27 protein-coding genes and 2 pseudogenes are annotated in these 24,681 nt (G+C 58.0%); 13 read left to right on the top strand and 16 right to left on the bottom strand.

The annotated features are described in order from the left end of the window. Window positions 1–2 precede the first annotated feature (2 nt). The gene (locus tag RBB80_RS19265; protein ID WP_433964069.1) at window positions 3–194 is read right to left on the bottom strand and encodes a hypothetical protein; all 192 of its coding nucleotides are present in this window, start codon (window positions 192–194) and stop codon (window positions 3–5) included. Next, window positions 167–1,318: a glycosyltransferase family 9 protein gene (locus RBB80_RS19260; protein ID WP_433964068.1), complete on the bottom strand. Its 1,152-nt coding sequence runs from the start codon at window positions 1,316–1,318 to the stop codon at window positions 167–169. Before RBB80_RS19260 ends, RBB80_RS19265 begins: the two co-directional genes overlap by 28 nt. Window positions 1,319–1,413: 95 nt before the next feature. Between RBB80_RS19260 and RBB80_RS19255 the strand changes: the two genes are divergently transcribed. The 5 genes from RBB80_RS19255 (at window position 1,414) to RBB80_RS19235 (ending at window position 5,249) form a co-directional block, all read left to right on the top strand. Further along, on the top strand, window positions 1,414–2,691 hold the full coding sequence (locus RBB80_RS19255; RefSeq protein WP_433964067.1) for a GlcNAc-transferase family protein: 1,278 nt from the start codon (window positions 1,414–1,416) through the stop codon (window positions 2,689–2,691). An 80-nt stretch (window positions 2,692–2,771) separates the two neighbouring features. Continuing rightward, window positions 2,772–3,098, top strand: a complete 327-nt coding sequence (locus RBB80_RS19250; protein ID WP_433964066.1) for a DUF4254 domain-containing protein — start codon at window positions 2,772–2,774, stop codon at window positions 3,096–3,098. Continuing rightward, window positions 3,098–3,358, top strand: coding sequence for a DUF4254 domain-containing protein (locus RBB80_RS19245; RefSeq protein ID WP_433969759.1), 261 nt, complete (start codon window positions 3,098–3,100; stop codon window positions 3,356–3,358). The genes RBB80_RS19250 and RBB80_RS19245 overlap by 1 nt, the downstream gene beginning before the upstream one ends. A 165-nt stretch (window positions 3,359–3,523) precedes the next feature. After that, complete coding sequence (locus RBB80_RS19240; protein ID WP_433964065.1) at window positions 3,524–4,087, top strand: tetratricopeptide repeat protein; 564 nt, start codon at window positions 3,524–3,526, stop codon at window positions 4,085–4,087. 58 nt (window positions 4,088–4,145) lie between these two features. After that, window positions 4,146–5,249 (top strand): gluconeogenesis factor YvcK family protein, encoded by a 1,104-nt coding sequence (locus tag RBB80_RS19235; protein WP_433964064.1) that lies wholly within the window; start codon window positions 4,146–4,148, stop codon window positions 5,247–5,249. 342 nt (window positions 5,250–5,591) lie between these two features. On the opposite strand, the gene rlmN is transcribed toward RBB80_RS19235, so the two are convergent. Further along, on the bottom strand, window positions 5,592–6,905 hold the full coding sequence (rlmN, locus tag RBB80_RS19230; RefSeq protein ID WP_433964063.1) for a 23S rRNA (adenine(2503)-C(2))-methyltransferase RlmN: 1,314 nt from the start codon (window positions 6,903–6,905) through the stop codon (window positions 5,592–5,594). Window positions 6,906–7,286: 381 nt separating this feature from the next. On the opposite strand from rlmN, the gene RBB80_RS19225 reads away from it, so the two are divergent. The 4 genes from RBB80_RS19225 to RBB80_RS19210 all read left to right on the top strand — a co-directional run bounded on the left by RBB80_RS19225 (window position 7,287) and on the right by RBB80_RS19210 (window position 10,865). Continuing rightward, a complete protein-coding gene (locus tag RBB80_RS19225; RefSeq protein ID WP_433964062.1) occupies window positions 7,287–8,603 on the top strand; it encodes a M16 family metallopeptidase in 1,317 nt (438 codons plus the stop codon). Between the two features lie 66 nt (window positions 8,604–8,669). Further along, window positions 8,670–9,197 carry a type II secretion system protein gene (locus tag RBB80_RS19220; RefSeq protein ID WP_433964061.1) on the top strand — a complete coding sequence of 176 codons (528 nt, stop codon included), beginning with the start codon at window positions 8,670–8,672 and terminating at the stop codon, window positions 9,195–9,197. Beyond that, entirely contained in the window at window positions 9,197–9,832 is a 636-nt protein-coding gene (lolA, locus tag RBB80_RS19215) for an outer membrane lipoprotein chaperone LolA (RefSeq protein WP_433964060.1), read from the top strand. The genes RBB80_RS19220 and lolA overlap by 1 nt, the downstream gene beginning before the upstream one ends. A gap of 328 nt (window positions 9,833–10,160) precedes the next feature. Continuing rightward, window positions 10,161–10,865: an HAD family hydrolase gene (locus tag RBB80_RS19210; protein ID WP_433964059.1), complete on the top strand. Its 705-nt coding sequence runs from the start codon at window positions 10,161–10,163 to the stop codon at window positions 10,863–10,865. Between the two features lie 37 nt (window positions 10,866–10,902). On the opposite strand, the gene RBB80_RS19205 is transcribed toward RBB80_RS19210, so the two are convergent. Beyond that, a complete protein-coding gene (locus tag RBB80_RS19205; RefSeq protein ID WP_433964058.1) occupies window positions 10,903–11,055 on the bottom strand; it encodes a hypothetical protein in 153 nt (50 codons plus the stop codon). Window positions 11,056–11,084: 29 nt separating this feature from the next. Between RBB80_RS19205 and RBB80_RS19200 the strand changes: the two genes are divergently transcribed. Beyond that, a complete protein-coding gene (locus tag RBB80_RS19200) occupies window positions 11,085–11,390 on the top strand; it encodes an NUDIX domain-containing protein (RefSeq protein WP_433964057.1) in 306 nt (101 codons plus the stop codon). A 668-nt stretch (window positions 11,391–12,058) separates the two neighbouring features. Here RBB80_RS19200 and RBB80_RS19195 read toward each other — a convergent pair. The 8 genes from RBB80_RS19195 to RBB80_RS19160 all read right to left on the bottom strand — a co-directional run bounded on the left by RBB80_RS19195 (window position 12,059) and on the right by RBB80_RS19160 (window position 18,364). After that, window positions 12,059–13,309, bottom strand: a complete 1,251-nt coding sequence (locus tag RBB80_RS19195) for an Nramp family divalent metal transporter (RefSeq protein WP_433964056.1) — start codon at window positions 13,307–13,309, stop codon at window positions 12,059–12,061. Window positions 13,310–13,437: 128 nt separating this feature from the next. Beyond that, window positions 13,438–14,109 (bottom strand): aldo/keto reductase, encoded by a 672-nt coding sequence (locus RBB80_RS19190; RefSeq protein ID WP_433964055.1) that lies wholly within the window; start codon window positions 14,107–14,109, stop codon window positions 13,438–13,440. A 50-nt stretch (window positions 14,110–14,159) separates the two neighbouring features. Continuing rightward, the gene (locus RBB80_RS19185) at window positions 14,160–14,426 is read right to left on the bottom strand and encodes an aldo/keto reductase (protein ID WP_433964054.1); all 267 of its coding nucleotides are present in this window, start codon (window positions 14,424–14,426) and stop codon (window positions 14,160–14,162) included. 29 nt (window positions 14,427–14,455) lie between these two features. Further along, window positions 14,456–14,800: a GMC family oxidoreductase gene (locus RBB80_RS19180; protein ID WP_433969758.1), complete on the bottom strand. Its 345-nt coding sequence runs from the start codon at window positions 14,798–14,800 to the stop codon at window positions 14,456–14,458. Beyond that, a complete protein-coding gene (locus tag RBB80_RS19175; RefSeq protein WP_433964053.1) occupies window positions 14,764–15,651 on the bottom strand; it encodes a hypothetical protein in 888 nt (295 codons plus the stop codon). The genes RBB80_RS19180 and RBB80_RS19175 overlap by 37 nt, the downstream gene beginning before the upstream one ends. Further along, the gene (locus tag RBB80_RS19170; RefSeq protein WP_433964052.1) at window positions 15,648–15,992 is read right to left on the bottom strand and encodes an FAD-binding protein; all 345 of its coding nucleotides are present in this window, start codon (window positions 15,990–15,992) and stop codon (window positions 15,648–15,650) included. The genes RBB80_RS19175 and RBB80_RS19170 overlap by 4 nt, the downstream gene beginning before the upstream one ends. Next, complete coding sequence (locus RBB80_RS19165; protein ID WP_433964051.1) at window positions 15,989–17,089, bottom strand: CgeB family protein; 1,101 nt, start codon at window positions 17,087–17,089, stop codon at window positions 15,989–15,991. The genes RBB80_RS19170 and RBB80_RS19165 overlap by 4 nt, the downstream gene beginning before the upstream one ends. A gap of 39 nt (window positions 17,090–17,128) precedes the next feature. Further along, a complete protein-coding gene (locus RBB80_RS19160; RefSeq protein WP_433964050.1) occupies window positions 17,129–18,364 on the bottom strand; it encodes a magnesium transporter MgtE N-terminal domain-containing protein in 1,236 nt (411 codons plus the stop codon). Between the two features lie 152 nt (window positions 18,365–18,516). On the opposite strand from RBB80_RS19160, the pseudogene RBB80_RS19155 reads away from it, so the two are divergent. Next, window positions 18,517–19,079: pseudogene (locus tag RBB80_RS19155) on the top strand (ATP-binding protein). Window positions 19,080–19,093: 14 nt separating this feature from the next. Further along, window positions 19,094–19,441, top strand: coding sequence for an STAS domain-containing protein (locus tag RBB80_RS19150; RefSeq protein ID WP_158945525.1), 348 nt, complete (start codon window positions 19,094–19,096; stop codon window positions 19,439–19,441). A gap of 74 nt (window positions 19,442–19,515) precedes the next feature. Here RBB80_RS19150 and RBB80_RS19145 read toward each other — a convergent pair whose 3' ends face one another. The 3 genes from RBB80_RS19145 to RBB80_RS19135 all read right to left on the bottom strand — a co-directional run bounded on the left by RBB80_RS19145 (window position 19,516) and on the right by RBB80_RS19135 (window position 21,816). Further along, window positions 19,516–20,100, bottom strand: a complete 585-nt coding sequence (locus tag RBB80_RS19145) for a LemA family protein (RefSeq protein WP_433964049.1) — start codon at window positions 20,098–20,100, stop codon at window positions 19,516–19,518. 124 nt (window positions 20,101–20,224) lie between these two features. Beyond that, the gene (locus tag RBB80_RS19140; protein ID WP_433964048.1) at window positions 20,225–21,013 is read right to left on the bottom strand and encodes a TPM domain-containing protein; all 789 of its coding nucleotides are present in this window, start codon (window positions 21,011–21,013) and stop codon (window positions 20,225–20,227) included. A 122-nt stretch (window positions 21,014–21,135) separates the two neighbouring features. Beyond that, window positions 21,136–21,816, bottom strand: a complete 681-nt coding sequence (locus RBB80_RS19135) for a DUF4142 domain-containing protein (RefSeq protein ID WP_433964047.1) — start codon at window positions 21,814–21,816, stop codon at window positions 21,136–21,138. 134 nt (window positions 21,817–21,950) lie between these two features. Here RBB80_RS19135 and RBB80_RS19130 point away from each other — a divergent pair. Then, a pseudogene (locus tag RBB80_RS19130) lies at window positions 21,951–24,030 on the top strand (S9 family peptidase). Here RBB80_RS19130 and RBB80_RS19125 read toward each other — a convergent pair. After that, the gene (locus RBB80_RS19125; protein WP_433964046.1) at window positions 24,027–24,677 is read right to left on the bottom strand and encodes a class I SAM-dependent methyltransferase; all 651 of its coding nucleotides are present in this window, start codon (window positions 24,675–24,677) and stop codon (window positions 24,027–24,029) included. The pseudogene RBB80_RS19130 and the gene RBB80_RS19125 sit on opposite strands and share 4 nt — an antisense overlap. Window positions 24,678–24,681 lie beyond the last annotated feature (4 nt).

Here is a 24,681-nt window from a genome sequence, read left to right as displayed (position 1 = left end):
GGCTACATTGGCGGCTCCGCCGGCGCGCTCGTACCGCTGAGCGTGGCGGATGACCGGAACCGGGGCCTCGGGGAGATGCGCTCGACCTCACCGTGGATGTAGCGGTCGAGCATGATGTCGCCAACGACGAGCACTTTGAGTTGGCTGAAGCCGCCCTCAAGCAGGTTCAGGATCGAATGAAGTTCCGGCAGCATGAACGAAAAAGATCTCCCGCGAACATCATCGCATCTTTGCGAAGTTGAGTGCTCTCGGTTAACCAAGGATGGCGCGAACCTCGGTGATCACCTCGTCGACCGTGATGGAGGTGAGGCACTTCTTTTTCGACGATGCAGGTTTCGAGGCCGCAGCCCCAGCAGTCGGTCTGATGGTAGATGACGCGGTGTTGTTTGCCATAGGGGAACCAGACGCGGGGCTTGTTGCGGGCGGCGAAGATGGCGACGCACGGGGTTTGGACGGCTGCCGCGAGGTGCATGGGGCCGCTGTCGTGACCGATGAAGATTTGAGACTGGGCGAAGACAGCTGCGCTCTCGCGCGGGGTGAGGATTCCGCAGAGATTGATGACGGGTTTCGAGGAGTTTTGCTTCCAGCCGTTGGCCGCGAAGTTGCTGGCTTCGGCCTCTTCAGGGGCTCCGCAGAGGGCGAGTGCATGGTTGGGATAGAGACCGGCGGCGTGTTGCAGGAGTGCACGCCAGTTTTCCCGGCCCCAGTCCTTCGATTGGACTTTGGTGCCTACGCTGACCGCTATGACGGGCAGGCCTGCGGCTAGGGCGAGAGCTTCAGTGGCGCGGGCGCGCTCGGCTGAGGTGAGGCGGAGGTCCCAGCTTGCGGGATCGTCGAGTTGAGGGTCTCCGAGTTCGGCGAGATTGCGGGTGAGGCGCGCTCCCTCTGGTTCGAGAGTCTGGGTTTGCTGGTCCCAGCGGCTTTGCTGCATGTCTTCGGTGAGGGGGACGCCGATGAATCGCTTTATTCCGCAGAGACGGAAGAACTTTTCGTCGCGGCGTGCCGACTCTACTCCTCGCGCAGACCCCATGTAGACCAAGACCTCTGGACGCCAGCGCAGGAGTTGCCACCATAAGGCAACTAGCTGGCTTGGGTTGCGCATCCCGACGGCGTAGCGGAAGTAGCCTTGGACGAGGCCGCTGTTGTCGAGGATGGCAGCGGCAGGTGGGGCCTTGACGTTGACGGGAAAGTTGGTGAGGATGCGTCGTTCGGCCTGCGGGAAGGCACGGGCTGCGAGGTGCAGGGCGGGAAGTGCGATGAGGGTGTCTCCGAGACTGCCGAGGCGGTAGATCAGGACCCGTTTTGGGGAGGTTGCCATTGTCTCTGTCTAGTCTGCTTGGTTCCGGGAGTTACGGCAAATAGAACGAAAGGGGAGGAGGAGCCTGTTAGCCTGTTCGAGCGAGGAACGCCGGTTTGAACGAAGCGAATCACTTGATTTTTGTCTCGATTGCTGCGTATCGCGATCCGCAGCTGGTTCCTACGATCGAGGACTGCATCGCAAAGGCTCGGCACCCCGAACGGCTGCGATTTGGTATTTGTTGGCAACACGACCCGAATAGCGACACGCTTCCCTTTCGTAACGATGACTGCTTCAGGATACTTGCCGTTGACTGGCGCGAGAGTAAGGGAGCCTGCTGTGCGCGCTCCGAGGTGATGAAGCTGTGGCGAGGCGAAGAATGGTTTTTGCAAGTGGATTCGCACTGCCGCTTTGCGTGGGATTGGGATGCGAAGCTGCTCGACGAGGTAGTGCAGACAGAGAGTGCGAAGCCTATTTTGAGTACGTACGCTTCGCCGTTTACGCCTGGAGGCGATGAGGTTTTGGTCGAAGGGCCGCTGCAGATGGCCTTTCAGGGCTTTACCGAGGATGGCATTCCGCATATGAAGCCCATGGCGATTGCGGATTGGCAGAACCTGACGAGGCCGCGACGGGCGCGTTTTTTGTCGGCGGGTTTCTTGTTTGCCCAAGGCCCTTTTGTGGAAGAGATTGGATACGATCCCGAGTTGTACTTTCTAGGGGAGGAGGCGGCGATGACGGTGCGCGCCTTCACCAGCGGATATGACCTGTTTCACCCGCAGGAGACCATCGTATGGCACGACTACGGCAGGCCGGCGGCGCCGAAGCACTGGGGCGATCACGTCGAGGATAAGGCCCTTCGTCCGTGGCATGAGCTGGACTTGCGCAGTAGGGAGAAGGTGCGGGGTCTGCTTGCGGGACAGCCTGTGGAGAGCTATGGATTGGGATCGACGCGAAGCCTTGAGGAGTATGAGGCTTATGCAGGACTCTCGTTCAAGCTGCGAAAGGCTCAGGATTACACGGTGCGGGGTGGAGAGCCGCCTAATCCCGAGGCTGCCGCCGACTGGGCCGGGCAGATATTTCCGTGGATGGTCCGGATCACGCTTGACCGCGCGGCGCTGCCGCCTGCGGCACTGGACGATCCCGAGTTCTGGTACCTCGGGGTCCGAGATGAGAGTCGCGTTGAGATCTATCGTCAGGATATTCCGCAGTCGCAGCTCGCTACGCTTCCGGGCGGCGAGCCGAAGATTGTTCTTGTCTGTGAGTTCGAATCCGGGACGATTCCGGCATTCTGGACCGTTTGGCCGGTGAGCCGATCACTGGGATGGCTGAGCAGGATTGAAGGCGATCTGGATGAGGAGGACTACACGATCGTCCTCAAAGACGACACTGAATAGAATATGTGGCATACCTGTTGCAGGGCCGTTGAAGGTTGGCGATCCTGAATGCGGCAAGTCTTTTGTTGGTAGGAGGGCCTATGCTCGACGCACTTTTGATAACCCGGATGCAGGACGAGATGACCGCGGCCCTGCATGAGACAGAGAGCGAAGTGGCGATCCAAACAGGCGCTGATGGGTTGATGGCGCTGGCGATGGGGCAGCACCGGGCTAACTTCGAGCTCTGGCATGAGGAGGATAAGGCTCGGGTTCCTGGCGTACCGGACGCGGAGATCGTGAGGGTAAAGCATGCGATCGATGCATTGAACCAGCGACGGAACGATCTGGTGGAGAAGATGGATCTGTGGCTTATTGACCGGCTTGAGCAAGATCCGGTTGCCCCCTGCATTCGGAGACGCCGGGGTTGATGATTGATCGACTCTCCATTCTGGCGTTGAAGATCTATCACACGCGGGAGGAGGCGCGCCGGACGAGCGCGACCGCGGAGCATCGTTCCCGCAACGTGGAACGTCTGGCTCTACTCGAGCAGCAGCGGGAGGATCTGGCGGGCTGCCTGGATGTGTTCTGGAGTGAAGTGTTAGGGGGCAAGCGACGGTTTAAACTCTATCGGCAGATGAAGATGTATAACGACCCTGAGTTGAATCCTGCGGTCTATGGTCGAGGGTAGAGGTTGCAATAGGTTCAGAGAACATGGACGGTTTCAGTTGCAATGTACTGACGTGGGGTTGACCTTACGGCCAGGTCTGCGTATAAAACCGACACGAGAACAAACCAAATTGAGCACCCGTTAGAATGGGAGAGCTCAGAAACGCCTTAGGCGACAGGAATGACGATGGCTCAGATAAAGACCGCAACTGCACCCGCAACAAAGCGTGCTCCACGCACACTCGCTGGAACCATCCCTCAGACGAACGATACTGCCCGCGCGCAAGTGGTGGCGCACTATGAGGCTGCGCTGCGGCTGATGCAGGATGGTAAGTATGATAAGGCCCATGCAGCGTTCGACAAGATGCTGGCTGCAGGCGCAGGCGAGCTGAGCGACCGGGTCCGCATGTACTCAATGGCTTGTGCGCAGCAGATGACCAAGGGAAAGAATGCCTTTTCCAACTGCGAAGAACAATATGACTACGCCGTCTCTCTGCTGAACGATGGACACTACGAAGATGCCCGGGAGCACTTCAACCTGATCCTGAAGGAAAATGAGAAGGCGGACTATGCCTTTTACGGTCTGGCGGTGCTGGCGAGCATGACGGGGGATTCGCATCACTGCCTGGAACATCTGACCGAGGCGATCCGACAGAATCCGCGGAACCGAATCCAGGCGCGGGCTGACTCGGACTTTCAGGATATGGCCGACGATCCGCGCTTTACGGAGTTGCTCTATCCCGAGGTATAACCACGAACTGCTCCAGGCCTACAGCGCTTCGTTTAAACTTGTGTAGGAGAACCTGCGCATGTCGTTGCGAAAGTTGACCGAATCGAAAGAGAAAGACCTCCGGGTGGTTGCCATTGGCGGCGGCACTGGGTTATCGACCCTGCTGCGGGGACTGAAGCGGTACGTGATCACTCCGGAGCGCAGGAAAGGGATTCGGCTGGAAGATTCCCGTGGGGTTGTGAGACCTCAAGTGGCGCCCTGCCCCGATGCGGGTTGCATGATCCGGGAGCTTTCGGCTGTGGTCACTGTGACTGACGATGGCGGCTCGTCGGGGCGACTGCGCGAGGACTTCAAGATGCTTCCTCCAGGGGACATCCGGAACTGCATGGTCGCGCTCTCCGAGGATGAGCACCTGCTGTCGAAGCTGTTTCAGTATCGATTCGAACATGGCGATCTGGAGGGGCATAGCTTCGGCAATCTCTTTGTGGCCGCGCTGTCGCACATCACCGGAGACTTTGCCCAGGCGGTGCAGATGTCGTCGCAGATTCTTGCTGCGAGGGGAAAGATCTTCCCTTCTACGAACACAAACGTAACCTTGGCGGCGGATATGGACGATGGGTCCCTGGTGCGGGGAGAGACCAATATCACGGCGAGTAAGCACAGAATCGTGGAGCTGCGGCTGGAGCCGGAGACGGCAGACCCACTACCACAGACGCTGGAGGCGATTGCGAACGCAGACCTGATTACTCTCGGCCCAGGGTCGCTCTATACGTCGCTGATTACGAATCTGCTGGTTCGGGGCATTCCGGAAGCGCTGGCGGCATCGCGTGGGACTAAGGTCTTCGTCTGCAATCTGATGACACAGGCGAATGAGTCGCTGGGGCTGACCGCTTCGCAGCACATCGAGAAGATCATGCAGCATGCGGGTGGGCTTAATGCCCCTATCTTCGACTATGCACTGATCAATACGGGTCATATCTCGCCGCTGCGGCTTGAACAGTACGCGCGTGAGGGGCAGCAGCCCATCGAAGCCGATCTGGAGGGGGTGAGGGCGCTGGGAGTGGAGCCGGTAACGGGTAACTTTGTTCATGAGGGAGACGTGCTGCGGCATGACTACGACCTTCTGGCTGAGGGGCTGCTCACGCTGGGGCTGGAGCGCTCGGTGGCGGTTGCGGGGCGTTAGGCAGGCACCCCTCCCCATACCTAAAAGTATGCAAAGTCTTGAAAGATAAAGATTTGTGGCTGGACTTCGATCTCGTTTTGTCCTCCTCAGGTTTTGAAAATGAAATGCCCCGGCTTGTCGCCGGGGCATTTTTCGTTCTATATCCAATATAGCGAGTGGAAGGAAACTCGTGCGCCACGCGCATGTTCCTGTCTGGCAAGGAGTTAGGGTGCTTTGGGGGTTGACAGGAAAACGGTGCTTAGGCCTCGGCCATCTACGCGGAACAGGCTAAAGAAGCTGTCCTGCCGGACGGGCCTCCTGCGCGGAGGGCGGTCACTTCGTGACTCGTTTACCTTGTTGTGGTTAGTGAACGATGCTGGTCCTCCCGTTGGTGGGAGAAAGAGGCTCCCGACTAACGGGAGGGCCAGCATAGATCGTAGCTGCAACAACAGGTCGACCCGTCCCGTCCGGCAGGACATAGTCTTCAGACAGCTTCTTAGAGGGTGGCGATCTCGACCAGGGGGCTGCCGGTGGCGACTCGAGGGTTCGTTTGAGTTGGCCGCAGGCGGCGTAGATGTCGCGGCCGCGGGGCTTGCGGATGAAGGCGGGGATGCCTGCATCGCGGAGACGCTTCTGGAACGAACCGACGTCTTGTGGTGTGGGTTCGTGGAAGGGCATGTCGGGGCCGGAGTTCCAGACGATGAGGTTGATTTTGGCACGAAGATTTTTCAGTAGCGCGATCAGCTCGTCGGCGTGTTGGCGCTGGTCGTTGACGCCTCCCAGGAGAACGTACTCGAAGGTGACGCGCTCGCGGGGGCGCAGCGGGACGGTGGAGATGGCTTCGAGGAGCGCGGCGATGTTCCATTTGCGGGTGATGGGCATGATGGACTCGCGGACGACGTCGTTGGAGGCGTTGAGGCTGACGGCGAGCTTGGGGCGGACCGTTTCTTGCGCGAACTGTTCTATACCGGGGAGGATGCCGGAGGTGCTGACAGTCATGCGGGATTCGGGGATGCTCATGGCACCGGCGAGGAGGCGTACGGCGTCCATGAAGGCGGTGTAGTTCAGGAAGGGTTCGCCCATGCCCATGAAGACCAGATTGATTCGGTCGCGGCCGACTTCAACGTTGTGTCGGTTGAGGACAGCGGCGACCTGGCCCGCGATCTCACCGGGGGTGAGGTTGCGGCGGATGCCGAGTTTAGCGGTGAGGCAGAATTGGCAGTTGACGGCACAGCCTACCTGGCTGGAGATACAGATGGTGGCACGCTTGTAGTCGTCATCATCGTGGGCTGGGTGCTCCTCTTCCTCGGCGGCCTGGGTGCCGTCGCCGCGTTCGCCTCCGTCTCCCCCGGGCATCCAGACGGTTTCGACGGTTTCGCCGTCGGCCATGCGGACCAGGTAGCGCTCGGTGCCGTCGATGGAGCGGGCGGTCTGGAGGAGTTCGGGAAGACCTGCGGTGTAGCCAGCGGACCTGAGAGCGGAGCGGAGGGATGCCGGGAGGGTGGTGATTTGGTCAAGCGAAGGGGTGCGCTGGGCGTAGAGGGCGTCATAGATCTGGCGTGCCCGATAGGCGGGCTGGCCTAGGTTCTCCACCAGACCGGTCAGCTCCTGGAGGGAGGCGCCAAAGAGCGGTTTTTTCTCAAGTTTTGGATTAGAAAGTGCTTTTATATTATTCATTTGTAATTACTTGAATATCGCGGCGGTTCCAGCACCCATGGATTTGGGCTGAAAGGGACGAGCGTTTTGGGCAGGATCGAGTTCGTCGGGATCCTTCGCTCCGCTCAGGATGACAGCAAAAACTGTTTGTTCCGCTCAGGATGACAGCAAAACTGTTTGTTCCGCTTAGGATGACGGCAAAAACTGTTCGCTCCTCGCTAGGATGACTGCAACGACGGTTTGCTCAGGGTCAAGAAGACGGCGCTCCGCCTGGATTGATAGCAAAGGGTTTAGGTGTCTCGAACCCTTGTGGCGGGCCGGAGCATCTATATAAGTCTACTCCGATAGATAGCAAGGATGGCGCAGGTGGCGCTGTGAAACAATGGAGTCTGAAGGAGTCTCATGTCTGTAACGTTAGTAGATGATGCCGCAATTACGAAGACTGCCACTCGCAACATCAGGAAGACTGTGTTGTCGAATGGCCTGTTGGTTTTGACCGAGAGCATGCCGCATGTGCGGAGCGTCTCGATGGGAGCCTGGGTGGGCTCTGGTTCGCGAGACGAGACGGCTGGGGTCAATGGGATCTCGCACTTCGTCGAACATATGGTTTTCAAGGGCACGACCTCGCGGTCGGCGCAGCAGATTGCCCGGGAGGTAGACACGATCGGAGGCAATCTCGACGCGTTTACCGGGAAGGAGACGGTCTGCTTCAACATCAAGGTGCTGGATGAGAATGTGCCACCGGCGCTGGATGTGCTGTCGGACCTGGTGCTACACCCGACCTTTGCTCCTGACGATGTTGAGCGCGAGAAGGGTGTGATTCTGGAAGAGATCAAGATGGACGAGGATAACCCGGACTATCTGGTGCATGAGGTGTGGACGCAGAACTTCTGGAAGGGCGATGCGCTGGGACGGCCGATTCTGGGAACGGTGAAGACGGTTTCGAGCTTCGATCAGCAGACGCTGCTGAACTTTTATGCGGGGCAGTTTACTCCGCGCAATATGGTCTTTTCGGCTGCGGGAAACCTGGAGCATGATGCCTTTGTGGCCCAGGTGGAGAGGGAGTTCGGCTCGCTGGCCGCCAGCGGGGACGCTGTACCGGAGAAGGTCGACGCTCCTCGGGCGACGCCGCACATTACGTTGAAGAGGAAGAAATCGCTGGAGCAGGTGCAGTTGTGTCTTGGGATGCCGGCGCCTCCGGTGAATGATTCGCGGCGGTATGTGGTCTACCTGATGAATACGATGCTGGGCGGCGGGATGAGTTCGCGGCTGTTCCAGACGATTCGCGAGGACCGGGGATTGGCTTATTCGATCTACTCGGAGATGAACCCGTTCCGGGATACCGGATCGCTCTGCGTGTACGCTGGGACCTCGGTGGACAAGACGCAAGAGGTGTTGCAGCTTACCCTGCAGGAGTTGCGACGTCTGAAGGAAGAGACAGTCAGCGAGGTGGAGTTGAAGCGGGCCAAGGACCAACTGAAGAGCAATATGGTGATCGGGCTCGAGAGCTCCGGCAGCAGGATGGCGAATCTTGCGCGTCAGCAGATGTACTTCGGACGATTTTCCGGCGTGGACGAGATCATGCATGAGATCGAAGCGGTATCCACGGTGGAGGTGCAGGAGTTGGCGCAAGAGTTGTTCAAGCCGGAGACGATGGCATTGACGCTGTTGGGGAATCTTGGCACGATGAAGATCGAGCGGGAAGATTTGGCCTGCTAGGTCTCTCTCCTGATAGAGTTTGTTCGGTGGTCGAGATACAGAATTTGCCGAAGTTTGAGGAAGACGATGAACGCACGGGACCGATTGCGCGCAGGGCTAGAGGGACGAACCAAGGAAGATGGATTTACGCTGATCGAACTGCTGATCGTGATGTCGGTGATGCTGATCCTGATGACGCTGGCAGTGCCGCAGCTGCTGAAGCTGAGGAAGCAGGCACAGGAGACCTCGGCGGTGCAATCGCTGCGGACGATCGGACAGGCAGAGCTGCAGTACAACTCGGCTTATCCGGCGAATGGATTCTCCTGCTCGCTGGCTACGCTGGGTGGGGATCCGAAGTCGGGTGCTCCGACGGCACAGGCGGCACAGCTGATTACGCCGGATCTGGCGAGCGGACAGAAGGCCGGGTATACGTTCGCAATCACCAACTGCACGAAGGTGACGGTGAACAATCAGGACATGTATACGTCGTTTGAGATTACGGCGGTTCCGAACTCGATTGGAAAGACGGGTGACCGCGGCTTCTGCACGGACGAGAACAATACGATCCGCTATGACCCCGCAGGCGGCACTAACTGCACACAGCCCATTCAGTAATGCTGGCGAAGGCTGTTTTGTTCGCGTCGTTCTGCTGCGCTCCGCTGCTGTTTGCGCAGGAGAACGACGCGTTGGTGCGTAAGGTCGATGATCACTATAACCATCTCAGTTCCCTGCGCGCTCATTACACAGAGAGCTACGCGGGGATGGGCATGAACCGCACGGAAGAGGGCACGTTGCTGCTGAAGAAGCCGGGGCGGATGCGGTGGAGTTACGCTGCGCCGGTGGGTAAGGTGTTTGTGCTGGATGGTAAATTTGCGTGGTTCTATACGCCTGGCGATGCGCAGGCAACGCGGGTGCCTGCGAAACAGTTGGATGACCTGCGGTCGCCGTTGCGGTTTTTGCTGGGGCATACACAGCTGAAGAAGGAGTTGGATGACCTGGCTGTGGTGGCGGATGGAGCGGGGTTTCGGATCTCGGGTGTGCCGAAGGGGATGGCGCAGAGGGTGAAGCTGCTGTCTCTTTGGGTGACGGCGGCGGGGGCGATTGAGCGGATGAAGCTGGAAGAGGTGGATGGGGCGGTGACGGAGTTTACTTTTTCCGGGATGCAGGAGAACGTACGTGTGAAGGACGCTGACTTTGCTTTCGTTCCGCCGGATGGGGTGAGTGTGGTGGAGGGGCTGCCGCCGATCTAGTGATGGCGTGGATGTCCTGCCGGACGGGCCTCCTGCGCTCAGTCACCCCGCAAACGAAGACCTGTTTGCGGGGACCCCGATTCGGCGGTCACTTCGTGACGGGTATACCCCTGCGGTTGGCGCTCCCGTTGGTCGCGACTTGAGATTCGCGTGGGATCAAAAAAGCAGATTAAAACCAGATGTAAATCGAGTTAGCGAAGCGGGACAACACGGGTTTCCCTGAGCAGACGGTAGTAAAATCATGACAATCTTCAAGTCGAATTTGTCGTTGAACGCGCATGCGAGATGCGCAGAAAAGTAGAGATAGATTGTGAGCCATGCTGTTTCAGTGAGTCGCCTGAGTACCTCGGATTTTCATTCGGCTGTTGCTTCGCTCTCTCCTTCGGTTGCAGTCTTTGATTGCGATGGGACCCTGTGGTCTGGCGATGCCGGCTCTTCGTTTATGAAGTGGACGATCGAGACGGGGCTGGTTTCGCGTGAGATGACGGACTGGATCGACTCCCGGTATCGCGGGTATCTGAAGGGCGAGGTCTCTGAGGTGGCCATCTGTGGGGAGATGGTGCAGATGTACCAGCGCCTGCGCGAAGACGAGATGCGGCGGGCGGCGAAGAACTTCTTTGCCGGGCAGATCGAGCGGAATATCTTTGCCGAGATGAAGGAGCTGGTGGAGGAGCTGCGTGGGAAGGGTGTGGAGATCTGGGCGGTGAGTTCGACCAATAACTGGGTCATTGAAGAGGGAGTCAAACGCTTTGGGATTCCGGCGGAGCGGGTACTGGCGGCGCGCGTGCAGGTGAAGGACGGCGTGGTGACGGATGTGATTCTGGATGTCCCGACGGATGAAGGCAAGGTTGCGTCGCTCAAGCGGGCCGGAGTGACGGCGCCGGATGCGGTGTTTGGGAACTCGGTCCATGACGCGGCGATGCTGGCTATTGCGAAGCGGGCGTTTCCGGTGAATCCGAGTGCTGCTTTGGTGGAACGGAGCGCGCGGGAGGGCTGGCCGGTTTACTATCCGGCGACGGTTCGACCGGCCTAAGTAAAGTGAATGGAAGCTTTTGTGCCGCGAATGTCGTCTAATCTGTAGTCAGGTGAGAGAGCCGATTCGCAAACTCGAGGAGCATGTTGAGGCCGCGGTGCAGAAACCACTCCGATTGGTGGTGGCGGCGTTGATCTTGCGTGGGGATGCGGGCGAAGGCGGACGTGGGGTGGAGGTACTGATCTGTCAACGCAAGCCGGACCAGCCGATGAGCCTGAAGTGGGAGTTTCCCGGGGAAAGATCGAAGCCGGTGAGACCTCAGAGGATGCCTTGGCTCGCGAGCTGAATGAGGAGTTGGGAATCACCGCTGTTATCGGCCGGCGGGTGGCGCGGGTGAGGCACAAATACCGCAATGGTGGGGCGATCGATCTTCAGTTCTTTGTGGTGCGGGAGTTCGATGGGGCGCTGGAGAATCGAATCTTCAATGACATGCGTTGGACGCCTTTGACGGATCTGCCGGGATACGATTTTCTGGCTGCCGATTTGGGGTTGATTCGGGATTTGTCTGAAGGGAAGTTGTTGTAGGGTGGCCAGTGCTCGATTCGTGTCGAACGCGGAAGGGATACTACGAGTACAAGCAACACCAAAGCCAGGAACAAAAGCAAAATGCGGGGTCTCTCCGCTGCGGCGGCAAAAGCGCCGCCTCCGGTCGAGATGACGTAGTTTTAGGGCTGGATAGGAAAAACAAAACCGGCGTCCATAGCCGTGGAGCGTATTCCAGACCAGGATGAGCGTCTGAGGGGAAGTTGTTGTAGGGTGGTCAGTTCTCAATTGGTGTCGAACGCGGAAGAGATACTACGAGTACAAGCAACACCAAAGCCAGGAACAAAAGCAAAATGCGGGGTCTCTCCGCTGCGGCGGCAAGAGCGCCGCCTCCGGTCGAGATGACGTAGTTTTAGCGCTGGATAAGAAAGACAAAAGCGACAGCAGCGGTTGATGCCGCGATTCAGCCGTGGAGCGTATTCCAGACCAGGGTGAGCGTCTGAGGGGAAGTTGTTGTAGGGTGGTCAGTGCTCGATTGGTGTCGAACGCGGAAGAGATACTACGAGAACAAGCAACACCAAAGCCAGGAACAAAAGCGAAATGCGGGGTCTCTCCGCTGCGGCGGCAAAAGCGCCGCCTCCGGTCGAGATGACGTAGTTTTAGGGCTGGATAAGAAAGACAAAAGCGACAGCAGCGGTTGATGCCGCGTCCTAGCCGTGGAGAGTGTTCCAGACCAGGATGAGCGAGAGCGATGTGACGATAATGACGGTCGTCCAGGCGATCACGTTGAACCATCGCTTGTTGGTGTATTTGCCCATGAGGTCGTGCTTGTTGATCAACTTCAACATGAAGACGAGGACCAGGGGCAAAAGAACGCCGTTGAGTACCTGAGAGAGGATGCTGAACTTCACCAACGGGAAGTTCGGGATCAGGACGATGGCGGCGCCGGCGAAGAGCAGCAGGCTATAGAGCCAGTAGAAGAACTTTGCTTCGTTGAAGCTCTTGTCCACACCACTCTCGAAGCCGAGGCCTTCGCAGACGGTGTATGCGGTCGATAGGGGCAGGATGGAGGCGGCGAAGAGGGACGCGTTGAAGAGGCCAGCCGCGAAGAGGATGAACGCGTATTGACCGGCTAGAGGCTTCATCGCTCCGGCGGCGTCCGAGGGATCGGCGATGTGGCGGATGCCGTGGGTGTAGAGGGTTGCGGCGCATGCAACGACGATGAACCAGGCCACGATGTCGGTGAAGATGGAGCCTACAATCACGTCCAGCCGTGAGGCCTTGTACTTGCGAACGCTGACTCCTTTTTCGACGATGGAGGACTGCAGGTAGAACTGCATCCAGGGGGTGATGGTGGTGCCGATGACCGCGACTGTGGTGTAGACGTAGTCCTTGTTTGACCAGACGCTGCGCGGGGGCAGCTTGACGGTTTCGACGAGGGCAAGGTGCCAGTCCGGACCGCTGAGTACTCCGGTGATGATGTAGGCGATGTAGAAGACGCTGGCGATGAGGAAGATCTTTTCGACGCTCTTGTAGTCGCCTTTGACGACCAGTATCCAGACGATGAAGGCGCAGACGGGAACGCTCGCGTATTTGGAGATGTGGAAGAGCTGCATGCTGCCCGCGATGCCAGAGAACTCGGTGACGACGTTGGTGAAGTTCACCGCGATCAGCAGGATCATGATGACGAAGGTGATGCGGAGGCCAAACTCCTCGCGGATAAGGTCGCTGAGGCCTTTGCCAGTGACGACGCCCATGCGGGCGCACATCTCCTGCACGACGATGAGGGCGAGGGTGATCGGGATCATCGTCCACAGGAGTGAGTAACCAAACTGCGCCCCGGCTGCGGAGTAGGTGAGGATGCCGCCGGCGTCGTTGTCCACGTTGGCGGTGATGAAGCCAGGGCCGAGCACGGCAAAGATGAGAATGAGTCGGGTTCTCCAGGTGCGCCAGGGGCTCATTACCGATCCTTGTGGATGAGTTTGGTGGAAGTATGTGTTGGTCGGGAGAACCTACGCGCCACTCTTATCAGGCTAACTCATCCTGATGCTCGTCGTTGAGGGAGTGGCGATCCTTTTGAACCTGGTATCTAGCTTGCACCTGCTTGTGATAGCTGGTTTCGTTCGGTTTGCACCAGGCGGTGGAGCTCTCTTGCAGGGGCTTCAAGGGAGCTGTCTTCTGCCGTTTTCACGTTGAACCGAATGTGGCGAGGGTTTTTTGAGGAGAAGAGGATGACGCTCTTGGGATTCATGACGAGCGCGGCCTTTAGCATGAGGTGGGCGAGATCCTCGGGGTTACTGAGGTCTGCGTTCGTCGCTGCAGACCAACGCTGGCGGAGCTGTTCGTCTTCAGCCAGGGTGCGATGAAGCGAACGGAAGTTGTCGGTAAGGGCGCGGTGATGGATGCGGAAGGGCGATGCCGTGCCAGCGTCTACTTCGGGGTCGAGAACGGACCACTCGTACTGCAGTGTGTGGCAGTAGGCGGGATGTTCGGCGAGGAGGGACGGAATCTTGTCGGCGCTGCTGCCTATGCCGAAGGAGCCGATGGTTCCTCTTCGCACCTGCTCTTCGAGAAGGCCTAGGAGGACTTCATCGCGCAGGTCGGCTGCTGTGACCTCGTGAAGCAGCCATAGGTCAATGTGATCGGTGCGCAGCGCGGCAAGGCTCTGTTCGAGTGAGGCTTTGGCTTGCTGCGGCGTGAAGGTGGCCTTCTCGCTGGTGCGCGTGGCGGCGTTTGCGGCTTGCGCGAGACGATGCTTCACGCTGGGAAGATTTTTGATGAGAGGGCCGGCTACGCGACGGGCGAGCGATATCAGGGGCGATTTTTTTGCGGGGGAATTCCGTACTTGGTGGTGACGGTGATCTGGTGGCGATGACGTTGGAGGAACTCGCCGAGGCAGCCTTCGGCTTCCCCATAGCCGTACATGGGAGCAACGTCAAAGTGGCGAATGCCCGCGTCGTAGGCTGATTCCAGGATGGCGAGGGAGGCGCGGCGTCCCATCGCCCCCATCAAGCTCGAGCAGCCGAAGCCCAGGCGAGTTGTGGTGCGACCGGTGTCTCCGAGTGGGATCTGCGCCATTGTTCTCCGTTTGTTGTTTGCTGAAGAGCTTAGCTGAGATGATCGCTGAGCCGCAGGGCCAGGGCGAGGACAGTGTGGGTTGGGTTCGAGAAGCCGGAGTTGGGAAAGACGGCCGAACTGCAGATGTAGGTGTTGGTGAGTCCGAAGAGTCGGAGATCTGTGTCGACGATGCCGGTGGCGTCCGAGGTGGACATGCGCATGCCGCCCATGTGGTGGTTGCTGTCGTCGCAACGGGCGAGGAAGTTTGGGTTGCCGGACATCAGGTCTTCGTTGGGGATGATGCGGGCGACGTCGGCGAAGACGCGCTGGGCGATGAGGACGTACTGCCGGATGGTGTTCAGTTCCCTCTCGGAGATCTGCCAGTCGAAACGGATTCGCAGAAGGCCGAGGGGGTCTCGCTGGTCGGTGAGGGTGATGCTGCTGCGGGAGGTTGGCTCCTGCTCGCAGTGGACGCGAAGGAAGATTCGGACCTCGGGGGGCTGTAGGCGCGATGCTGAACCTTGTAGCGCCAGGCCTGGTGCGCGAGCATTGGCAGATGGTTGGTTGTATGACGGAGGTTGTCGCGGGTGACATCGCTCAAACGTCCACGCATGAGGTTTCGGACGGTTGTTTTCGCCTGGCCGCGGGCTTTTCCAGTGTCCTCAAACGACATGGTCGACCCGATGTTGAGGGTGCCGTGCGCGGCCTGCGCCTGCGGCAAGAGGCGTAGCTTGGGGAGATATTTGAAGCCGTGCGCGAAGATGGGATCGAAGGTGTCGTGGAAGCGCTTCGGGTCGAGCGGTTCGACGGCGGCGGCGTTGCAGTCGATGTGATCCTGAAAATGTTGACCAAGTAGGCCGGAACGATTCCAGGGGAGGCCGTCGGGTCGAGGTTGGAGGAAGAAGCGCGAACTTTCGATTCCGCCAAGCGCGAAGATGAAATGCGGGGCGCGGAAGATGGCTTCGATGCCGGTGAGGGTGCTCGTGCGAAGGCCGATGGCGGAGGTGCCTTCGGTGATCAACTCGACTGCGCTGGCGTGGAGCCAGAGATGGATGTTGGGGTGCTCGCGGAGTGTCTTGTGATGGAGGCGGGCGAAGTTCGGCTCGGGACACCAGCGCGAGAGGTAGGCTTCGAGATCATCGAACTGGGTGAAGGGGAGGCGGAGATCTTTCCAGACCTCGGCGTCGCTGCGTTCGACTTTGGCTAGTCCCTCGAGGGCGAGGGCGCGCTCGTAGAAGGAGGTCAAGGTGGACTTATGGAATGGCCAGCCGCTTTCGGGAACGCCGGGACGGGGAGTGAAGTCGAGGGCGTCGAGCTCGAGAATCTGGCCTCCCCAGCGGACGGTGGTGCCTCCCTTACGCGGATGCGGCCGGTGTGGATGCCACGATGCGGAAGACCTGCGATCTCGCTTTCATAGAGGGACTGGGAGGAGTCTTCGCGGGTTGCGCCGCCGCCTTCGAGGAGGAGGACTGTCTTGCCCTTGCGGGCTGACTCTACGGCGAGCGTGATGCCTGCGGCTCCGGCGCCGACGATGCAGAGGTCCGCAGTGAGAACCCTGGGCGACTCGTGAAGAAGATCGAAGATCACCGACTGCCCGCGTGCGCTGTTCTGGCAGAAGGCTTGATTTTTTCCTTGATCTTTTCCTTGATCTTTTCAAGGATCGATTGTGCTCGCTCTACGATCAGTTCGACCTGCCGGTCGTTATAGTAGCCGTCGCGTGCAGCGCGAATGCAACCGGCGGCTGCGATGCGTTGACGCGCTGCCTCGTCGGGCAGGTAACGGCGGATCTTCGCGGCTAACTCCTCGAAGCCGGTGAAGAAGACGGCCTCTTCGTCTTCCTTGAATCGCTGCATGTGCCCGTCGGAACGCTCGGCGAGCAGGAAGCCTCCGCAGCCGGCGATCTCGAAACTCTTATGAACGAATTCGTCGCAGTTGGAGTGAGTGATGAAGCTGAGGTTGATTTTGGATTTCCAGATGCCTTCGCGGTACTCGTCGCGAAAGAGTTCGCCGCCGTTGAAGAGGGCTTTGTAGGCGCTGGGCTCCATTGCGCGGCCCCACTGCCGGGGGTTGCCGGAGATTACGACCGAAAAGCCGCATTCGCGCCATAGCCGGGTCAGGGTCTGGGCGCGGTCATCGTAGGGAGTGCCGATAAAGGAGACCTCGCGGTTTCTGTCGGCGTCGGACCAGCCCTCGGGCGGCGGGAATTGCAGCGTGGGTTCGTAGGCGGTTTGAATTTTGATGACGTCGCGCGCGCCTCGTGATTTGTAGTCGAGGATGTTCTTGTCGCGCTGGACGACGTGAAGGTCGTAGTGGGGGATGTCCTTCATGTACATGCGCCAGCCTGGATCCTGGCGGGTTCCGAAGGGGTTGTCGATCATGTAGCTCACAGTCACGATGTTTATGGCGCGCATGCGATCGAGCGTCGCAGGACGTATGTAGAGGAGCTTATCGGTCCAGAGAAGGTCCGGCTTTTCCGCTTGTGCGACCTGTATGAGTTCTCGGTTCAGCCGGGCAACTGAAGGCCCGATGACAAGGCGTTGATTTACTTTGCGAAGGATCGGATTACTGGATTCGTAGTCGAAGACGTTGAACGGAATGACCTGATGGCCGAGGCGTTCAAGGGCCCAGAGGCGATAGAGAGACGTATCGTTTGGTGAGAGGCCGGTAGCGTACAGAATCTTCATGCGGCACTGCGTTTCCTTTAGATTTGCCTGCTGTCTGTTCTAGTGACTTGCTCTTAAAAGAGCAATCACCTGTTCGGCGTGGATGACACCGGCGAGATGCTTCTCGTTGTCTATGACCGGCAGGGAGCGCAGATTGTACTTGTCAAAGAGCTCGGCTACTTTGCGGCCGTTGGCATCTACGTTGCAGGTGACGAGATGGCTGTGGGGCAGATCCGTCAGGGGAGTGCCGGCCGCGGCAAGCAGGAGTTGGACCAGAGGAACTAACGCGGTGATTTTCTCGTCTTCGTCGAGCAGGTAGATATCGGTGATCATGTCGACATCTCCTTCGAAGTCACGTAACGCTGCAATCGCCTGATCGATGAGAGCTGCCGACGGCAGGGCGATGTACTCGGTCGTCATTCGGCCCGCGGCAGAGTCGCCGGAGAACTCGAGTAAGTCTTCGACCTCCTGGCGCTCCTCCGGGTCCATCTCTCCGAGGATGGCTTCGGAGCGCTCGTCGGTGAGCTCTGAGAGGAGGTCGGCAGCGGCGCCGGGATCCATCTCTTCAACGATGCCTGCGATCTGTTCGGAGTCGAGCGACTCGATCAGTGCCTGCTGCATCTTCGGCTTGACCTCCTCGAGGGCCTCAGCCGCAACCTCCTCATCGAGCGAGACAAAGAGAGCGTGGCGCTCGGCAGGGGCGAGCTCTTCGAGGATGTCCGCGATGTCGGAGGGGTGCATCTTCGAGAGGCGATCCTCCTCGATTTTGAGGCGGACACGGCGAGCGGGGTCGCGATCGATGAGGTCGACGAAGTCCCACGGGATGACGCTCGCGCCGAAGCGAGAGGCGATACGGTCCACCGAGGATGACGGGAGTCCTTTCAGCAGACGGCGGACGGCTCCGCGCATACCCACCTCGACCTCCGCAATGCGCAGGGAGAGATCGGGAGTGTCTTCCTGGCAGTTCTCCCACACCAGATCAACGTCGTTGACACGGACAACTTTGTGGCCGTGTACATCGATAATCTGCTGATCCAGCAAATCGCGTTCGAGCAGAAGAAAGCTCTCATCCTCCGGTAGTGGAGTGGGTTGCGCGGATTCGCGGAGCTGCATGACGCCGTCGGGACTGAGTTCGAGTTGAGAGATCAGGACCAGGGAGGGCTTGTCACTGCGCCTCGACGATGCTAGTTTCAGGACGATACCGTGAACGTGCGCGGCGTCGACAGAGGGCGCCACGGCTAACTCGCGGACGTGGCCAAAGGTGCCCCCTTGGGCGTCCGCAACGGCCGACCCCATTAGGGCTGAAACGCTCGTCCTTTGGTTAGCATGCTTGGTCATAACGAGTTACGGGATGCGTTCTCAAACATACCTTGTAATCGCATGTTAGCCCACCTTGCGGTCGATAGTTTGTCGGAAAGAGTCAGCCTGGTCAACCCCGGAGGCCGAAAATGAGTCTGAAATTACACAGAAGATTCGGGGTAACCTTGACATTCAAGAATTCCACAAGCAAACTGCCATCATCGCTGTTGTCTGACGTTGACGACTGGCATACCAGCACTGCAAGGACTGCTTTGGCCGATTCAACGACAAGCCGTGTCAGCTTCACCCTGGATTCGTCTCTTGACAGCGTTAACAAGATTGAGCAGACCGCCGAGCAGTGCGCGCAACGGGCTGGCTTCGACGAAGATACTGTTCCCCACATCGCCATGGCGGTGCGCGAAGCAGCGGTTAACGCGGTGCTGCATGGCAACTCGTACGATACCAGCAAGCATGTGGTGGCGTCGTTTGAAACGACTTCAGACTCACTGATTATCCGTATCTCGGACCAGGGCCCCGGGCTCGATCCAGACAAGATTCCCGACCCCTCGCCCCGGAAAATATCCTCCGCGGCTCTGGTCGCGGTATCTTTCTCATCAGGGCTTTCATGGATGAGGTAAACTTTCGGCAGTTACATCCGGGCACGGAACTGACACTGATCAAACACCGACCACCCGCGCAGTCGGGGATCTAAGGAGAACACTAGACATGAGCATGAAAGTAAAAACTCGCCAGGTAGATGGCATCACCATTCTGGATCTCAGCGGCCGCATCACTCTTGGCGAAGGCAGTGTGACGATCCGCGACGCCGTGCGCGATGTTCTGGCGAAGGGTTCCAATAAGATTCTGCTCAACCTTGGCGACATCAGCTACATCGACAGTTCGGGCATCGGCGAGCTGGTCAGCGCTTTTACTACCGTCAAGAACAGCGGCGGCGAGTTGAAGCTGCTGAACCTGACGAAGAAGGTACACGACCTTCTACAGATCACCAAGCTCTACACGGTATTCGACGTCAAGGATGACGAGGCAACTGCAATCTCTTCCTTCACCAAGTAACTAACATTGGCTGCACTAAAAAGCCGTCGCGAGATGCGACGGCTTTTTTGTTGGGCCAGGTCAGTTCGCTTCGTCTACTTCGAGAAGTCGACCTTCGGCGCCACACTGTTCTCTGGGTTGCCCTTGAAGTACTCGTCGCGATAATGAAAGCCCGCGATATTGGCCCAGATACTTTGAGGAAACTGTCGAACGTAAACATTGTAATCCTCAAGTGTCTTGTTGTATCGCTGACGTTCGATGGCGATGCGATTTTCCGTGCCGGCCAGCTCATCTGTGAGGCGAATGAATTGTTCGTTGCCCTTCAGGTTGGGGTATTGCTCCTGGAGTCGAAAGAATGGTCCCAGGGCCACGTCGAGCTTGGCGTTGGCGTTGATGTTGCTCGCGTGGTCGCTACCGGCAGCGAGAACACCGGCGCGGGCGTTGGCGATGTTGGTCAAAATCGTCGATTCTTCGGCGACATATCCCTTCACTGATGCGACAAGATTGGGAATCAGGTCAAGTCGGCGCTGCTGTACGACGTTAACCTGTGAGAACGCCTGATTGACGGCCTCATTCTTCTGGACCAGCGTGTTTTTGGCGCCGATGTAGCTGCCTCCTACAAAGAGCAAAACGACGATGAGAAGAGCTACAACACCAAGTACAACCCATAAAGATTTCATGTTTCCTCAATTTCCCTTCGTCTGAAATTTCGATGTCCCGTCAGATGGCGTCTCCGGCTGTACTTTATCACTGGAACCGGCCTCTTTTGCCTTTCTTTACAGCTAGCTGTTTCCATTTGCGTTCTTAAAAGTCTCCGCTGGCTCCGCCACCTCCCGAACTGCCGCCTCCGAAGCCACCAAAGCCTCCGCCACCACGGTCGTCGTCGCGTCCCCGGCCACCGCCAAAACCGCCCCCTCCGCCTCCCATCAGATTGCCCAGGAGAAAGAAGATCAAGCCCGTGTTGCCGGTCTTGACCAGAAAGAAGAGGATCAGCAGGATAGCGCCTCCGCCGATAATGACCTGCGTGAGGCTTATTTGAACAGGTTGCTGTTGACGATGGTACTGATGAACGGGTTGAGCGAGATTCAGGGTGACCCCGGCGTCCGTCGCGATAATGCCGGCGATCTGCGTCACTCCGAGCGGGATTGCCGTGTTGTAGTCGCCCTGCTGAGCCGCTGGAACCATCGAACGGCCTATGTCTCCAACTTTGGCGTCGTTGAGGATGCCCTCGAGACCATAGCCAACTTCGATGCGTCCGCGTCGCGGGGTCATCACGAAGATCATCAGAACGCCACGGTCTGTTCCCTTTGCACCGACCTTCCATTTATCTTCAAGCGCTGTAGCAAACTCTTCGATCGGCTGGTCGCCGTCGAGGCTTTTGACGGTAACAACTGCGATTTGGGCATGGGCCTGACGATCAACCTGGGTGCAGAGGTTCTCAAGGCTGGATTTGGTCGAGGGAGACAGAACGCTGGCAAAGTCGTTGACGTAGCCGGTCGGCGCCGGCAGCGTGTTCACTGACTCCGCTGTCCCCACGACCGACGGCGCGAAGATTATGAGAACGACGGCCAGCCATCGCGAAAGATAGTTCATCGATCGTCATTCTACCTCGTGACGGTTCATACCGTTGATGAGTGCGGAACGACAATTCAGGTTACTTGCGTAAAAAGAGGGTGCACATGGCACCCTCCACCGCCAGAACCGAAAAACAACCGTTATGACGCGGGACTAGCTGATTTGTTGGCGCCGTGTTGCGGCATGGGAACACCTTTTTCACGGGCGAGCTTATCGACCATCATGCTGTGCTCATGAATTACTTTCGTTGCGTTATTGACCGCATTCTGAAGTGTCGGATCCGTTGTGCTGGCGGCTTCCTGACGAAACTCGTGCAGGTCCTTATGATAGTCCTTCACCATAAAAGACAGGTACTCCATATCGAAGTCATTCCCTGACAGTCCATTAAGTTTGTCATATTCCGCTTGGTCTTCCTTGTTCAGGTTTGTCGGGAGTCTCACGCCCATGGAGTCAGCGATCGGTGCCATATCGTTGTTCAATTTGGTGTGATCGTCAACCATCTTTTGGCCGAAGGCCTTCACATCGTCGCTGCTTCCCTTCTCAGCCGCAAGCTGGCCAAGCTTCACCTCGGCCATACCTCCCTGTGCAGCCTTCCGTAGGAAGATCTTGTCCTTCATCGTCTGGCCGACATCTCCGGAGTTCGTAGCTGAATCCTGCATGGCGGTGGCGGCGGCAGGCGCTTGCTGAGCTCGATTCGGCTGCGTCTGTGACGCTGGGGGACTCATAGGATCGGACTGCGCTGGAAGAGTTGCGGGATAGAGAATTGCTGCACTCAGGACCAGGGTTTGAGGGAGTAGGTTGCAAGCTGAATTGAGTTTCATGATTCTGCTCCAGGAGCGGACGATTATTTCACTCGCGCCGCAGATGCCATTGTTGTGTTGGGTGTATACGGCGGATTTATGGTTGCCTCTCCAGGCGCGGGGACGCTGTATCCTGTCAATGGAGCTTCAAATTAATGACGCAAAGTACCATCCAGCCTCCCCATGCTCGTCAAGAACCTACGCCCACAACGCTGCATGGACAGACCCTCGAAGACAACTATCGATGGATGAGGGATAAGTCTTCGCCCGAGGTGCTGGCTCACCTCGAGGCGGAAAACGCTTACACGCTCTCTGTGATGGCGGGAACCGAAGGCCTGCAGAAAAAGCTTTATGACGAGATGCTGTCGCACATCAAAGAGACGGATGTGTCCGTGCCCTATCTGCAGCGTGGGTGGTTCTACTACGTGCGGACAGTGGAAGGGAGTCAGTACCCGATTCATTGCCGGAGACGAGCGACGGGACCGAAGTTCGACGAGTCTCAACCGGAAGAGATTGTGTTGGATGTGAATCTGCTTGCGGTGGGTCAGCCGTTTATGTCCGTGGGCGGGATGAGTGTGAGTCCGGATGGATTCAAGCTGGCGTACTCCACTGACAACACCGGCTTCCGTCAGTACACGCTGCATGTCCGGGATTTGAAAACCGGCCTGGATTTGCCAGGTACTACGGAGCGAGTTGGGTCGATCGTCTGGGCAACGGACACGATACTCTTCTACACGACCGAGGATGAAGTCACCAAGCGGCAGGATCATCTTTTTCGGCACTACCTGGGGGACGCGGCGACGAAGGATGTAGTTGTCCACGAGGAAAAAGACGAGCGCTTCAACCTGGGAGTAGGTAAAACCCGAGACGGAAAATATCTGCTGATGGAGGCCGGGAGCCACACCACCAGTGAGTGCCGCTTCCTCGCAGCTGACTTGCCCGTCGGGGAGTTACAGATGATCGCTCCACGTATCGACGAGCAGGAGTATTCGGTCGATCATCGCGACGGACTTTTCTACATTCGGACGAATGATGTTGGGAAGAATTTTCGAGTTGTGACTGCATCTGTCGAAAAACCTGGGCGCGAAGACTGGAAAGAATTTATCTCACTAGATGCGGAAGCTCCGCTTGAAGATTTTGAGGTATTTCATTCATTCTACGCCTCTTCGCGAAGAAAGATCGGTCTACCGACTTTGGCCGTGACCAAATTTACGGCCGGAGGAGGTGTTCAGGAATCCAAGGAGATTGAATTTCCTGAGCCGGTGTATTCGGCGGGAGCCCATGCGAATCGTGAGTTCGAGACAGAGGCTTTTCGATACAGTTACACGTCGCTGGTTTCGCCAGCCTCGGTGTATGAGTATGACGTTCGGCTGGGCACTACGGAGTTGCTAAAGCAACAGGAGGTTCCGGGAGGATTCGATTCGGCTCGCTATGCTTCGGAGCGAGTCTGGGTCGAGGCGCCAGACGGGGTGAAGATTCCGGTATCTGTTGTTTACCGACGCGAGTCGTTTGCCCGGAATTCGACGAATCCTGTCTACATTTATGGGTATGGATCGTATGGCTATCCGCTTCCGATCGGGTTCAGTTCGTCGCGTTTGTCGCTGCTGGACCGCGGTGTGGTGATCGCATATGCCCACATTCGTGGTGGTGGCGAGATGGGAGATTCATGGCACGATGCTGGCAAGATGATGGTGAAACGCAACACATTTAACGACTTCATCGCTGTGACCGAGCAGTTGGTGGCGAAGGGGTATGGGGCGAAGGGCCGTGTTGCTATTGAGGGGGAGCGCGGGCGGATTGCTGATGGGAGCGGTGGTCAATGAGCGGCCCGAGCTCTTTCGGGTGGTTCTGTCGCATGTTCCCTTTGTAGACGTGATGAACACGATGCTCGACGCTAGCTTGCCGCTGACTGTGGCGGAGTATGAGGAGTGGGGAAATCCGAACGAGGCGGAGGCTTTCGAGTACATGCGATCTTACTCGCCGTATGACAACCTCAGGGTCGGAGAATACCCCGCGATGTTGGTTAAAACGAGCCTGAACGACTCTCAGGTGATGTACTGGGAGCCGGCGAAGTATGTTGCCAGATTGCGAACGCTGAAGACGAATGACACCCCGCTGCTGCTGCACATCAACATGGATGCGGGACACGGCGGTGCTTCGGGGCGATACGACTATCTGAAAGAGATTGCGTTCGACTATGCGTTTTTACTTAAGCAGCTTGGAGTGGCGGACTAGGCTCCGTCTTTTCCGTGAAGTCGATTCGAGCGTTTGCGCAGCACCCAGGTGGTCATGCACCGGTAGTCCTGCACGATGGTAGTTTTGAGTGGATCCACCATGACGGCGTCCAACTGCTGCGTCAACTGCATCAGCATGGCCTCGTCGACCAGGAACCACTCGGATCCGTCGTTGATGCGGTAGATGTGGGGTCGCAGCTGCTTGAAGTCCATGCCGATGCGCGAGCCCAGGCGACAGAAGAGCATGCCCCCTGGACGAAGAACTCGCCATAGCTCCTTGAGCATCGCGAGAAAATGAGATTCGTCGTGCGCGAAGTGGAGCACCGAGCTACAGATGACCACGTCAAAAAGGTTATCTGGAAGGTTTATCTGTTCGAGTTCTCCCACCACGAAGTTGCTTGCTGGAAGGGTTGGGGCTAGTTCGGCTGCAAGCGCTCGCACGTGCGCTACCGCTTCGGCATTTGCGTCTATTGCAAAGATCTCGCAACCCTCTCTCAGGAGATGCACGAGATTCCTGCCGTATCCGCAGCCGGCGTCGAGGACACGCATATCGGGAGCAATGTTGCCTCGCAGGATCTGGTCAAAGACATAGATATCGATCTGTCCGAACTGCTCCTGCACGTTCATTGCAACTTTCGCAGCTTCCACTTTT

It is taken from the genome of Tunturiibacter gelidiferens (assembly GCF_051013345.1).
Classification (GTDB): Bacteria; Acidobacteriota; Terriglobia; order Terriglobales; family Acidobacteriaceae; genus Edaphobacter; species Edaphobacter gelidiferens_A.
Note: the sequence above shows the minus strand (reverse complement) of the source record. Positions and strands in the feature narration are given on the sequence as shown.